This window comes from Amycolatopsis sp. CA-161197, from assembly GCF_050942255.1.
In the GTDB taxonomy this organism is placed as follows: domain Bacteria; phylum Actinomycetota; class Actinomycetes; order Mycobacteriales; family Pseudonocardiaceae; genus Amycolatopsis.
This window is the reverse complement of the sequence record NZ_CP192059.1, coordinates 3547480-3559507: the sequence shown is the minus strand read 5'-3', so window position 1 is coordinate 3559507 and position 12028 is coordinate 3547480. Positions and strand designations below refer to the sequence as shown.

The 12028-nt window shown below is 71.5% G+C and carries 13 protein-coding genes; 7 read left to right on the top strand and 6 right to left on the bottom strand.

Annotated elements, in window-relative coordinates; translation table 11 throughout:
* Window positions 1–6 precede the first annotated feature (6 nt).
* The gene (locus ACQPXB_RS17005; RefSeq protein WP_366586914.1) at window positions 7–738 is read left to right on the top strand and encodes a FadR/GntR family transcriptional regulator; all 732 of its coding nucleotides are present in this window, start codon (window positions 7–9) and stop codon (window positions 736–738) included.
* A gap of 52 nt (window positions 739–790) precedes the next feature.
* Entirely contained in the window at window positions 791–2182 is a 1392-nt protein-coding gene (locus ACQPXB_RS17000; protein WP_432853099.1) for an MmgE/PrpD family protein, read from the top strand.
* A 7-nt stretch (window positions 2183–2189) separates the two neighbouring features.
* Here ACQPXB_RS17000 and ACQPXB_RS16995 read toward each other — a convergent pair whose 3' ends face one another.
* Window positions 2190–2456 (bottom strand): hypothetical protein, encoded by a 267-nt coding sequence (locus ACQPXB_RS16995; RefSeq protein ID WP_432853096.1) that lies wholly within the window; start codon window positions 2454–2456, stop codon window positions 2190–2192.
* 151 nt (window positions 2457–2607) lie between these two features.
* On the opposite strand from ACQPXB_RS16995, the gene ACQPXB_RS16990 reads away from it, so the two are divergent.
* The 4 genes from ACQPXB_RS16990 (at window position 2608) to ACQPXB_RS16975 (ending at window position 4838) form a co-directional block, all read left to right on the top strand.
* Window positions 2608–3273, top strand: a complete 666-nt coding sequence (locus ACQPXB_RS16990) for a nitroreductase (protein ID WP_432853093.1) — start codon at window positions 2608–2610, stop codon at window positions 3271–3273.
* Between the two features lie 165 nt (window positions 3274–3438).
* Window positions 3439–3777: a hypothetical protein gene (locus ACQPXB_RS16985; protein WP_366587983.1), complete on the top strand. Its 339-nt coding sequence runs from the start codon at window positions 3439–3441 to the stop codon at window positions 3775–3777.
* Window positions 3778–3812: 35 nt separating this feature from the next.
* Window positions 3813–4091, top strand: coding sequence for a hypothetical protein (locus tag ACQPXB_RS16980; protein ID WP_386953136.1), 279 nt, complete (start codon window positions 3813–3815; stop codon window positions 4089–4091).
* 117 nt (window positions 4092–4208) lie between these two features.
* Entirely contained in the window at window positions 4209–4838 is a 630-nt protein-coding gene (locus tag ACQPXB_RS16975) for a nucleotidyltransferase family protein (protein WP_432853088.1), read from the top strand.
* Between the two features lie 174 nt (window positions 4839–5012).
* On the opposite strand, the gene ACQPXB_RS16970 is transcribed toward ACQPXB_RS16975, so the two are convergent.
* The 4 genes from ACQPXB_RS16970 to ACQPXB_RS16955 all read right to left on the bottom strand — a co-directional run bounded on the left by ACQPXB_RS16970 (window position 5013) and on the right by ACQPXB_RS16955 (window position 9828).
* Entirely contained in the window at window positions 5013–8300 is a 3288-nt protein-coding gene (locus tag ACQPXB_RS16970; protein ID WP_432856681.1) for an error-prone DNA polymerase, read from the bottom strand.
* Window positions 8301–8490: 190 nt separating this feature from the next.
* A complete protein-coding gene (locus ACQPXB_RS16965; RefSeq protein ID WP_432853085.1) occupies window positions 8491–8814 on the bottom strand; it encodes a DUF3037 domain-containing protein in 324 nt (107 codons plus the stop codon).
* Between the two features lie 55 nt (window positions 8815–8869).
* Window positions 8870–9190, bottom strand: a complete 321-nt coding sequence (locus ACQPXB_RS16960) for a hypothetical protein (protein WP_432853082.1) — start codon at window positions 9188–9190, stop codon at window positions 8870–8872.
* A complete protein-coding gene (locus ACQPXB_RS16955) occupies window positions 9187–9828 on the bottom strand; it encodes a TetR/AcrR family transcriptional regulator (protein WP_432853079.1) in 642 nt (213 codons plus the stop codon). The genes ACQPXB_RS16960 and ACQPXB_RS16955 overlap by 4 nt, the downstream gene beginning before the upstream one ends.
* 153 nt (window positions 9829–9981) lie before the next feature.
* Here ACQPXB_RS16955 and ACQPXB_RS16950 point away from each other — a divergent pair, with 153 nt between their 5' ends.
* On the top strand, window positions 9982–10275 hold the full coding sequence (locus tag ACQPXB_RS16950) for a putative quinol monooxygenase (RefSeq protein WP_432853076.1): 294 nt from the start codon (window positions 9982–9984) through the stop codon (window positions 10273–10275).
* A 39-nt stretch (window positions 10276–10314) separates the two neighbouring features.
* On the opposite strand, the gene ACQPXB_RS16945 is transcribed toward ACQPXB_RS16950, so the two are convergent.
* A complete protein-coding gene (locus tag ACQPXB_RS16945; RefSeq protein WP_366587965.1) occupies window positions 10315–11856 on the bottom strand; it encodes a UbiD family decarboxylase in 1542 nt (513 codons plus the stop codon).
* Window positions 11857–12028 lie beyond the last annotated feature (172 nt).

The following is a 12028-nucleotide window of genomic DNA, read 5'->3' as shown; positions in this document are numbered from 1 at the left end:
GAACCGATGACCGAGACCGCCGGCCCACAGGCCGGCCTGCGGGTGCGCCGCGTCCAGGCCGCGTACCGCCAGGTTGCCGACCAGCTCAAGGACCAGATCCTGACCGGTGAGCTGACCGCCGGCACGCGGCTGCCCAACGAGGCCGAGCTGGCGCGGCTGTTCGGCGTCAGCCGCAGCACCGTGCGCGAGGCGCTGCGGCTGCTCGCGAGCCAGCACCTGGTGGACACCACGCGCGGCGCGACCGGTGGGACCTTCGTGTCGAGCCCGGACGCGCTGAGCGTCGCCGAGAATCTCGGCGGCGCGCTGGGGCTGCTGGTGAACGCGCAGGGCATGACCGTGGAGAACCTGCTCGAGGCGCGGCTGATCCTGGAGCCGCTGGCCGCGCGGCTGGCGGCTTCCCGGGCCGACGCCGCGGGCCTGGAGTCCTTGGCGGGCGCGACGACGAGCACGTCCGCGCTGGCCCCGTCGAGCGGGTTCGTCGTGCACTGGGACTTCCACACGACGCTGGTCGCCATCACCGGCAACCCGCTGCTGCACCTGATGTGCCGCCCGATCAACGACGTGCTGCGCGGCCGGCTGCACCGCGACCGCATCCCGCGCGACGTGTGGGACCAGGTCGACGCCGACCACGTCGACATCCACCGCGCCGTGGCCGATGCCGACGCCGACGCGGCCGAGCGGCTCACGCGCGAGCACCTGCACAGCCTGCGGCCGCTGTACGAGAAGATGGAAGACTAAACGTCCGACATATGCCTTGCGGTGGCGCGGTGGGCACTGCACACTGCTGGGCATGCACCCGACCACCACGCTCGCCGGCCGGCTCGGGGAGTTCGCCGCCGGCGTCCGGTTCGAAGACCTGCCCGCCGCCGTCGTCGAGCAGGCGCGCCACCTCGCCCTCGACGCGGTGGGGCTCGCGTTCTGCGCCGCGGACGAACCGTTCGCGCGCAAGGCCCGCGAGGCGTTCTCGTTCCTGGGCTCCGGCGACCAGCCCGTGCTCGCGCTCCCCGACCGCCTGCCCGCGCGCGACGCCGCGATGCTGGGCGGGATCCTCGTGCACGGCCACGACTTCGACGACACGCACATCGGCTCGATCGTGCACGTGTCGGCTTCAGCGTTGCCCGCTTCGCTGGCCGCCGCGATCGCGTCCGGGCGCACCGCGCGGGAGCTGCTGGTGGCGTACGTGCTGGCGATCGAGGTGAGCGCCCGCGTCGGACTGGCGGCGCACGGCGGTTTCCACGACGCGGGCTTCCACCCGACCGGTGTCGCGGGTGCGTTCGGCGCCGCGGTGGCCGCGGCGAAGCTCGGCGGCCTCGACGCCGCCGGGATCGCGGGCGCGCAGGAGATCGTGGGCTCGATGGCGTCGGGAATCCTGGAGTTCCTGGAGGACGGCGCGTGGACGAAACGCCTGCACCCGGGCTGGGCCGCCGCGTCGGGCCTGACGGCGGCGGCGTTCGCCCGCGCGGGGTGGCCGGGCCCGGGGCGGGTGTACGAGGGCCGCTACGGGCTCTACGCCACGCATTTGGGCGCGCGTTCCTGGGATCCCGACGCGCTGACCGACGGCCTCGGCTCCCGCTGGGAACTCCTCACGACGGGCGTGAAGCCCTACCCGAGCTGCCACTTCAGCCACGGCTTCGCCGACGCGTTGCTCGCCCTGCGCGCAACCGAGGGCTTCACGGCCGACGACGTCGAGCACATCCGCTGCCTCGTCCACCCCACCGCCGCGGCGGCCGTCTTCGAGCCCGCGGAACGCAAACGCCGCCCGCGCGACCTGTACGACGCGAAGTTCAGCGTGCCCTACATCGCGGGCGCCTGCCTGACCCGCGGCCGGCTCACGCTGGCGGAGTTCACGCCGGCCTCGCTCGACGACCCGGCCATCCACGCGGTCGCCGACCGGGTGGACTTCGTCGACGACCCGGAGTCGCGATTCCCGGACGCCTACTCGGCCGCGGTGGAAGTCACACTGCGAGACGGGCGCCGGTTGTTCCGGCGGGAACAGGTGAACCGCGGGCATGCCGAACGGCCACTGTCCGGTGAGGACATTTCGGCCAAGTACGCCGAGAACATGGCCCTGGTGGTCGACGACGCCACTGCCGCACGGGTTCGCTCCGCCGTGCTGGCTCTGGGCACGGACGACACGACCTCGGCCCTGGAGTTCGGGGAGGCTTGCTCGCGCGTCGAATGACGGTGGATCAGTCCACGTGGGTGACTCGGACGTAGATCTGGTGGTTGTCGTGCCGGTGCCCGAGGACCTCGCCGGTGACGTGAGCCGAAAGAACCGGAAGCTCACCGCCGTCCGGAAGACCGGTGACTTCCGCCAGGGCAAGGGCGCCAGGCACTTCGTCGACCGCGAAAAACACACCGAAGGGCTGACGTGCGATGACCGAGCCCGTGATCCGGGCGCCGACGGGCAGTCGTGCGACGACGACATCCCAAGTGGCGCGCGCCCGCTCGGCCACGCGGTCTCCGTGCTCAGGCCACGAATAGTCGCTCACGAGCACAGTATGACCGGCGGATCGCGGTGATCGCGTAAGCGTCCTCACGCGGTCGGAGGCTGCCTTCGAGATAGTGTTGAATGATACTATTTCACTAGATACAAAAGGGGGCAGAATGGACGTCTACGACGCAGTCACGAGCCGGCGGGCGGTGCGGGGCTTCACGGACGAGCCGGTGGCGCCGGAGGTGCTTCGGCGGGTGCTGGCGGCCGCCGGCGCGGCGCCGTCCGGGTCGAATCTGCAGCCGTGGCACGTGTTCGTGGTGACGGGGGCGCCGTTGGCGGAGCTGAAGAAGCGCGCGGGCGAGCGGATCGCGACCGGGGACCCGTGGGACGAGGCCCAGTACGAGCAGTACCCGGCCACGCTGAAGTCGCCGTACGCCGAGCGGCGCGCCGCGTTCGGGAAGCAGCGTTACGGTGCGCTCGGCATCTCCCGCGAGGACGTCGAGGCGAGCCAGCGCGCCGCCGCCGCGAACTGGGACTGCTTCGGCGCCCCGGCCGCGTTGTTCTGTTACCTCGACCCCACCATGGGCCGGCCGCAGTGGTCCGACGCGGGGATGTTCCTGCAGACCGTCATGTTGCTGCTGCGCGCCGAAGGGCTGCACAGCTGTCCGCAGATGGCGTGGGCGAAGTTCCACAAGACCGTCGCCGAGATCGTCTCGCCGCCGGCGGACCTCATCCTGTTCTGCGGCATGTCCCTCGGCCACGAGGACATCACCGTCGACCTCGGCCGCACGGGGCGGGCGCCGCTCGAGGAGACGGTGACGTTCGTCGGTGGCTAGCGGGTTTCCGGCCGGCAATCGTCCGTTCGCAGTACCGGGCCGCAGCCGAACGCCCGACGCCGCCCGGCTGTCCACGCGGGGTCCACCGGATGTCTTCCTTTTCGCCGCAGGGGTTTGGTACTTCTTTTCACGGCCGGTGTCGTCCCGGCCGGAAAGGAACGGATGATGCGGTTCATTCCTCGTCGCGCCCTGGCGGTGGCCGTGCTGGTGCTGGGGGCCGCCGGCCTGGGGGTGGTGCCGGCGCAGGCGAGCGCGCAGAGCGGCAGCGGGACGCTGTCCGACCCGTGGGTGCCCACCCGGCCGGCGCACATCACGTGCGCGACCGCCACACTCTTCGGCAACTACACCTCGGGCCAGGGGCACTCGGACCCGATCGACACTTTGGTGCAGGGCAACTACATCGGCGTCCGCTACATCACCGCCGACCACTACTCGGCCGACGTCTTCTGGCACGGCAAGAGCAAGTGGGGCTTCCTGCTGCGCAGCTGCTTCAGCCTCGACTGAGCCGTCGCCCCCCGAATCCCCGGAACAGGAGAACCATGCCCATTCCCCGCCCTGCCCAGGTCCTGGCCGCCACCGCGCTCGCCGCGGCGGCCGCGGTCGGCCTCGCCCCGGCCGCCTCCGCCGGCACGGTGTACGAGATCTGCGCGACCGACCTCTACGTCCGCAACGAACCCGCCGGCGTCATCATCGGCACCCTCTACAGCGGCGACCACTTCGAACTCTCCCGCTACTCCCCCAGCGGCGGCTGGGCCGAAGGCTACGCCATGGGCCACGTCAACAAGCGCGGCTGGGTCCAGGCCGGGTGGTTCTGCTGACCGTCGGCGCACCGGGAGACCAAACACCTGGCCCGAGTCGCGCCAGTCGAGGTCGTGTGCCGTCCGGTCGTTGACGCGTGTCCGCCCACCCAGCCGCGCAGGTGGTAGGCATAGGCGGTGATCAGCCAACTACCTGTTGACGAACAACTCGACGCCTTCCGAAAGGTGCTCTCCCGCAACGAGGTGCTCACGGAGGTGCTGTCCCGGTCGGTGTCGCTGGGGCTGCCCGGCTGGTATCTCACGGCAGGCTGTCTGTTCCAGACCGTCTGGAACGCAGTCACCGACCGGGCGCCCGGCAACGGCATCAAAGACTACGACCTGTTCTACTTCGACGCCACCGACCTGTCGTGGGAGGCGGAGGACGCGGTGATCCAGTCGGCGAGGCAGGTCTTCGCCGACATCCCAGCCGAGGTGGAGATCCGCAACGAGGCACGCGTCCATCTTTGGTACGAGGAGAAGTTCGGGACGCCATGTCCTGCTCACACCTCCACCGAGGACGCGATCGACTCCTTCGCCGCGACCACCTGCTGCCTGGGGGTCCGCCTCGAACCAGGCGGGCACTGGCGCGTGTACGCGCCGCACGGGCTGTCCGACGTGTTCAACCTCATCGTCCGGCCCAACCCGATCCTGGCACCACGCGATGTCTTCGAGGCGAAGACCAGTCGTTGGCGCCGGCAGTGGCCAGAGCTCACGGTTCTGCCCTGGCCGAACGTCAGTCGTTCTGTGCCGGGTGAAGGATCGGGTTGATCCCGACGAGCATGACGGTCAGCGGTGGTGAGTGCGGTGGCGGCCGCTGCGAGCCCGGCCGAGTCCTGGCGCCGGAGCAGCGCCTCCGCCGTCGCGAGGGTGACGAACGTGTCACCGGCGTCAAGCACGAGCCCCCAGCAGTGGCCCACCGCGTTTCCGCGGGAACACCCGGCCTCACCTGAAGTCCCGTGACTTCTGGGCCAGGCCCGTCAAGTCCAGGGCCGCCAGGTGGTCCGCCACCACCGAGACGGTGCCCTGGCCGACCTGGGCGATGCCGCGCACCAGGAGCACCGAGTGGTTCTGCAGGAGGCGGCGGTTGCGGCGCCAGACGCCGACGGAGACGATGACGTTGGTCATGCCCGTCTCGTCTTCCAGGTTGAGGAACGTGATGCCGCCGGCGGTGGCGGGGCGTTGTTTGTGCGTGACGGCGCCGCCGACCTGGATGCGGGTGCCGTCGGGGACCGACAGGAGTGAGGCGGCCGGGAGGGCGCCCAGGGCGTCGAGGTGGCTGCGCAGGAACGAGACGGGGTGGCGGTCGGGCGTGATGCCCGTGGCCCAGAGGTCGGCGGTGGCCAGTTCGAACGCCGTCATGCCGGGCAGCGGGGGCGCGTGGTGACCGAGCGACAGGCCGGGCAGGTGGTCGGGCCGCGTGGCCGACGCGGGGCCGGCGGCCCACAGCGCCGAGCGGCGGTCGCCGAAAACGCCTGCCGTGGCGAGGGATTCGACGACCGGGCGGGCGAGCTGGACGCGTTCGGTCAGGTCGCCGATGGACGCGAACGGGCCGCCGGCGTCGCGTTCGGCGACGATGCGGTCGGCCACGTCCTGGCCCACCGAGCGGACGCCGGCGAGGCCCAGCCGGATCGCGACGCCGCCGGTACTGTCCGAACAGGACTCCAGTGTCGCGTGCGGCAGGGAGAGGTTGAGGTCCGGCGAGCGCGTGACCACGCCGTGGTGGCGCGCGTCGGCGACGAGGGACTGCGGGCTGTAGAAACCCATGGGCTGCGCGCGCAGCAGGCCGGCGCAGAACCCGGCCGGGTAGTAGCGCTTGAACCACGCCGACGCGTACACCAGCAGCGCGAACGACATCGAGTGCGCCTCGGGGAAACCGTAACCGGAGAAGGCGTGGATCTGCTCGAAGATTCGGGCGGCGAGGTCGGGCGCCACGCCGTTGGCCGCGGCGCCTTCGAAGAAGCGGCCCGCCAGCCGGCGCATCTTCTCACTGGAACGCTTGGCCCCCATGGCCCGGCGCAGCTGGTCGGCCTCGGCCGCGGTGAACGACGCGACGTCACGCGCCATCTGCATCACCTGTTCCTGGAACAGCGGCACGCCCAGGGTCCGCTCCAGCGCCGGCGCCAGCAACGGGTGCGCGTGCGACCACTCCTCCTCACCCCGCCGGCGCCGGATGTACGGGTGCACCGAACCGCCCTGGATCGGCCCCGGCCGGATGAGCGCGACCTCCACCACGAGGTCGTAGAACCTCCGCGGCCGCAGGCGGGGCAGGGTGCCGAGCTGCGCGCGGGACTCCACTTGGAACACCCCGACCGCGTCGGCCTCGCACAGCATGTCGTACACGGCCGGGTCGGCGAGGTCGAGGTCGTGTAGTCCGATGTGGACGTCGTGGTGCTCGGCGACGAGGTCGATCATGTAGTGCAGCGCCGACAACATGCCCAGGCCCAGCAGGTCGAACTTCGTGAGCCCGATCGCGGCGCAGTCGTCCTTGTCCCACTGCAGCACGCTGCGGTCGGCCGCCGTCGCCCACTCCACCGGCACGATCTCGGAGACGGGCGTCTTCGCGATCACCATGCCGCCCGAGTGCACGCCCAGGTGCCGCGGCGTGTCCTCCAGCCAGGCGGCGCACTCCAGCACGTCGTCGGGGATCTCGTGGCCCTGCTCCCCCGGCGTCGAGCCGCTCGCGACGGACGACCAGCGGTCCACCCGCTTGCCGAACGCGTCCTGCTGGCCGGTCGAGTAGCCGAGCGCCTTGGCGGCGTCTCGGATGGCAGAACGCGAACGATAAGTGATGACATTCGCAACCTGGGCCGCGTGAAAACGACCATGTTTCGCATAGACGTACTGGATCACCTCCTCGCGCCGGTCGGACTCGATGTCGACGTCGATGTCCGGTGGGCCGTCGCGCTCGGGGGCGAGAAACCGTTCGAACAGCAACCCCCACTTCACGGGGTCGGCGTGGCTGATCCGCAACGCGAAGCACACCGCGGAGTTCGCGGCCGAACCGCGGCCCTGGGCGAGGATGTTCGATTTCCGACAGAACCTGACGATGTCCCACACCACGAGGAAGTAGCCGGGGAACCCGAGCTGCCGGATGACCGCGAGCTCGTGGTCGAGCTGGGCGTAGGCCTTCGGGTTGTCCGCGCGGCCGCCGTAGCGCGCGGCGGCGCCCTCGAACGTCAGGTGGCGCAGGTAGTCGTCCTCGTCGGCGAACCCCTCAGGCACCGCGAACGGCGGCAGTTCCGGGGCCACCAAAGCGAGGTCAAACGCGCACTCGACCCCGAGCAGCGCGGCCCGCTGCACCGCGCCCGGGTACCGCGCGAAGCGGCCGGCCTGTTCGGCGCCGCTGCGCAGGAACGCCGTGCCGTCGGCGGGCAGCCAGCCCTCCAGCTCGTCGACGGACCGGCGCGCCCGGATCGCCGCCACGGCCGCGGCGTGGCGCGCCTGCTCGGGGCGCGCGTAGTGGACGTTGTTCGACGCCACCGTCGGCAGCCTCAGGTCCCGCGCCAGCTCGTCGAGCCGGTCGTTGTGCACGGCGTCGAGCGGCAGGCCCTCCTCCAGCAGCTCGACGGCCACGTTCTCCCGGCCGAACCGCTCGGCCAGCGTCCGCAGCGCCGTGGCCGCCCCCGCGTCGTCGCCCCGCGCGAGCGCGCTGCGGACCGCGCCCTTGCGGCAGCCGCTGAGCACGAGGACGTGGCCGCGCAGCTCGTCGGCGACGTCGTCGAGCGCGAGCACCGGACGGCCCTTCTCCCCCGCCAGCTGCCCGCGCGAGATCACCGAGCACAGCCGCCGGTACCCCTCGAGGTCACGCGCGATCACCTGCAGGTGCGTGCCGACGGGGTCGGCCACCCCGCCCTGCGGCGCCGGCAGGCCGAGCGACAGCTCCGCGCCGTAGCCCGTGCGCACCCCGACCTCGCGCGCGGCCTCGGCGAACCGGACGGCGCCGTACATCCCGTCGCGGTCGGTGAGCACCAGCGCGTCGAGCCCCAGCCGCACGGCCTCCTCGACGAGCGCCTCCGGCGAGGCGACACCGTCGAGGAACGAGAAGTACGAATGCAGGTGCAGCTCCGCGTACGGCACCCGCCGCACGTCGGCTTCCACGTCCGCCCACGGCCGCAACCGCTCGGGCGCCCGGTACCCCTCCCGCTTGCGCGACCACGCCGGCGAGTCCCCGCCGTCGCCCCGCACGGGCGCCCGCCCCGCCGCGATCCGCTCCAGCTCCGCCCACCGCATGAGGGGGTTGTTGAAGCCGCCTCGCCGGTGTTGCTGGTCCTGCTGGTCCACCGCACTGTCCTCGCTCGCGTGAAACCGCCGCGGGGAGACAGCGTGTCCGGACCCGAACCCGGGATGGGAACAGGTGTTCGAATGCCACCATACCTCGACTCGTGGCGAGGACCGGTCCCCCGGGGCCGCTTCGAGGCCCTCAGGTGAGCGGGCGGACCAGCGCGGTCAGCAGCCGCTCCAGTTCCGCGGCCGGGTCGGCGGCGAAGTCGGTGTGGACGGGACCCGCGCGGACGACCGTGCTGCGGGCCGCGGTGAGCCAGCGGAAGTGGCGGCCCGCGTCGGCGGCGGGGTCGAGGGCGTGCAGGCGCCGCTCGGTGCGCTCGTTCCCCGTTGACGCGCAGTTCGTGAGTCGCGTGCTGTGGTTCGACGCGCTGGTCAACAACGTCGACCGGTCGTGGCGCAACCCGAACCTGCTGTGGTGGCACCGCAAACCCGTGCTCATCGACCACGGCGCCGCGCTCACGCGGCCGTACGCTGCGGGTGAGCACGTGCTGGTCGGCTTCGCCTGGCGAAGTGGACTAGTCGAACGCGCCCGGCAGGAAGTCGACGCCGAGGTTCGGCCCGGTGCTCGCGCACAGCAGCTCCTGCACCTCCGGGTCACCCTCGAGCCGGCCGAACGCCGCGTCCAGCTCGGCCTCGACCAGCCGCGGCACCGGCAGCCCGAGCAACCCGGCGATCCCGGCGCACAGCACCTCGACCACCAGCACCTTCGGCCCCTGCCCGGCGCCGCGGAACTTGACCACGTAGGTGCCCTCGTCGTCGGCCTCCATCAGGCCGGGCAGCGAACCGCCCTCCCGGAACGGCGAGACGTAGCGCGTGAGCCGCGCCCGCTCGATCATGCGTCCTCCTCACGGACCGCGTAGCCCAGCACCCGCTCGCCGAGCAGGCCTTCGACGGTGTCCAGCAGCTCCTCGACCACGCCGGCGACGACGTCGGGTGCCTCGCCCGCGACGGTGCGCGCGCCGATCTCCCCGAACACGAGCGAGTGCAGCCAGCCGATCTGGCTCGCGACCAGCCGCGGCACCGGATCCCCCGCCGCCGCGCCGGTCTCCTCCGCGAGCAGGACGGCGAGCTCGTCGACCATCTGCGCCGCGAGGTCGCCGAGCCGCGCGGCCAGCGACGGCGTCGCCTGCATCAGCGCCAGCACGCGCCCGAACCCGGGCGTGAGCCCGACGGTCCGCTCGCGACCGCGGACCTCTTCCCGCAGCCGCGCGAGCACCGCGTGGGCGGCCGACTGGCCGGCGGCGCGCCCTGCCACGATGTCGGCCAGCCGCTTCGGCGACGCCTCGTCGGGCGGCAGGACCAGGTCTTCCTTGGTGCGGAAGTAGTTGTAGACGGTACCTTCCGAGACGTCCGCCGCCTCGGCCACCTCGACGATCGTCACCTCGCCGAAGCCGCGCTCGACGAACAGCCCGATCGCGACGTCGGAGATCCGGCGCGCGGTCTGCTGCTTCTTGCGTTCCCTCAGCCCGGCCACGAGCCCGAGTATGGCACGCTCTAAATTTGGAGTCGACTTCAATAACGAGGGGCGCGAGGCGGGCCACAGAACCAGGCCGCGCAGCCCGCACCTCGGCTACAGTCCGCCCTGGAACCGAAGCCAGCGCTACAGCAGACCGCGAGGAGACCGAGCATGCCCCAGCTCCAGGTGATCGCCCGCTACACCGTGTCCGCCGGCAAGGAGGACGAGGTCGCCGCGCTGGTGCCGCAGCTGGCGAAGGCGGCGCGCACCGAGCCGGGCAACCTCGCGTTCGACGTCTACCGCTCGTTCGACGACCCGCGCTCGGTGGTGCTGCTGGAGCGCTACGTCTCGCGGGAGGCGTTCGCCGAGCACCGCAAGACGGAGCACTTCAAGCGGCTCGTCCTCGACGGCATCGTGCCCCTGCTGGACGATCGCGCCGTGGAGCTCTTCGACGTCGCCGAGTAGGTCCACAGTGGACCTCGACGGCCCACTGTGGACAGACCGTCACTCCTCGGTCGAGGCGTATCGCCCCTGCACCGCTTCGGCCGCCCGGTGCCGGTCGGCGTCGGACCATTCGCCGAGCTCGTAACCGTGCCACGGTTCGGCCAGCGACAGCTCCGGCAGGCCGAGCTCCTGCCACAGGTCCTGCGCCCGGTCCATGAACTCCTTGGCCGGCAACGAGGTCGGCGGGTACGGGCGCTTGCGCGTGGCGTCGATCAGCAGCGCCGAGGACAGGCTGCCGTCCTCGGCGGCCGACGGGTCGAGGCGCGGCAGCTTGCCCGGCAGGATGGTGACGTCGCGGGCCGGCTGCATGCGGAAGCTCATCGCCCACACCACGGCGCTGAGGTCTTCGGGGTCGACGTCGTCGTCCACGGCGATGATCGTCTTGCCCATCGAGGCCTCGTACCCGGACGCGGCGTAGAGCGCCTGCCGAGCCTGGCCGGGCGTCGGGTTCTTCAGCTGGATCACGAAGAACATGTTGCACGTTCCGCTCTCGTGCGTGACGAAGCGCTGCACCGCGTTGATGTTGCACGCCTGCTTCAGGAACCGCAGGTACACGTTCTCGAACGCGATCTTGCGCATCAGCGTCGACTCGCTCGGCGGGAACTCGCTGATGAACGCCTGCACCACCGGCGCCGTGCGGTGGGTGATGCAGCGGACGCGGAACACCGGCGACGTCGTCTTCGCGCCCATGTAGCCGCTCGCCTCGCCGAAGGGACCCTCCGACTCGAGGTGCTCCGGGTCGATCTCGCCCTCGAGCACGATCTCCGCGTGCGCGGGCACCTCGAGGTCCACCGTCTCGCAGCGCACCACCTCGAGCGGCCGGCCCATGAGGCCACCGGCCACGGCGTACTCGCTGACGCCGAACGGGATCTTCTGCGCGCCGGCGAAGCCGACCGCGGGCACCGCGCCGAGCACGATCGCGGCCTCCAGCTTCTTGCCGAGGCGGCGCGCCTTGGCGAGGTGGATCGCGATGTGCTGCGTGGGCGTGTCCATCTGCAGCCCGATCCGGTCCGGGCCCTTCACCATGCCGCGGTAGATACCGACGTTGTAGGTGCCGTCCTCCGGGTCCTTCGTGACCCAGTACGGCGCGGTGAGGAACGGCGCCGGGTCGAAACCGGGCGTCGAGATCGGGTGCGGGAAGCCGTCGACGCCGCCGGCGTCCAGGAGGGACTGTCCTGTGAGGACGTTCTCCTTGCACGGTCCCGTCTCGACCACCACCGGCTCGACCGGGTTGCTCAGCGCCGCGGCCCAGCGCCCGGCCACCTCGTCGGGCTTCGCGGCCAGCGCCGTCGTGTAGACCGCCCGCGAGGACGCGAACGCCCCCATCACCACGGTGCCGTCGTAGCGCCGCCCGGACCCGTCGGTCACGTTCTCGAAGAGGAACGCCTTGCGCTCGGCCTCCGGCAGCCCGCGGAACTGCAGGCGCACCAACGGAACCAGCTCGGTGTCCTTGTCGACGGGCCGGCTCACGCGCACCAGCAGCCCGCGGCGGTCCAGCTCGGCCAGGTACTCCCGGAGGTCACCGTAGGGATAGTCGTTCACGGCTGTCGGTTCCTCTTTCGTCGACGGGAAGAACTCACGGACTCCTTGTTACAGAGGCCGTTAACAAACGCGTGCCGCGCCACTGGACCGCAGGGGCCCGGACACGGCGAGGTCACGATTTTCCTTGCCAGGAACGGTTTCCGGGCCGGTGGGAGTCCACATGATCGGCGAG

What these genes read in the sequence shown, in the direction of transcription:
- ACQPXB_RS17005 (WP_366586914.1), top strand. Translation starts at nt 7, where the DNA reads ATGACCGAGACCGCCGGCCCACAGGCCGGCCTGCGGGTGCGCCGCGTC.
- ACQPXB_RS17000 (WP_432853099.1), top strand. Translation starts at nt 791, where the DNA reads ATGCACCCGACCACCACGCTCGCCGGCCGGCTCGGGGAGTTCGCCGCC.
- ACQPXB_RS16990 (WP_432853093.1), top strand. Translation starts at nt 2,608, where the DNA reads ATGGACGTCTACGACGCAGTCACGAGCCGGCGGGCGGTGCGGGGCTTC.
- ACQPXB_RS16985 (WP_366587983.1), top strand. Translation starts at nt 3,439, where the DNA reads ATGCGGTTCATTCCTCGTCGCGCCCTGGCGGTGGCCGTGCTGGTGCTG.
- ACQPXB_RS16980 (WP_386953136.1), top strand. Translation starts at nt 3,813, where the DNA reads ATGCCCATTCCCCGCCCTGCCCAGGTCCTGGCCGCCACCGCGCTCGCC.
- ACQPXB_RS16970 (WP_432856681.1), bottom strand. Translation starts at nt 8,300, where the DNA reads ATGCGGTGGGCGGAGCTGGAGCGGATCGCGGCGGGGCGGGCGCCCGTG.
- ACQPXB_RS16960 (WP_432853082.1), bottom strand. Translation starts at nt 9,190, where the DNA reads ATGATCGAGCGGGCGCGGCTCACGCGCTACGTCTCGCCGTTCCGGGAG.
- ACQPXB_RS16950 (WP_432853076.1), top strand. Translation starts at nt 9,982, where the DNA reads ATGCCCCAGCTCCAGGTGATCGCCCGCTACACCGTGTCCGCCGGCAAG.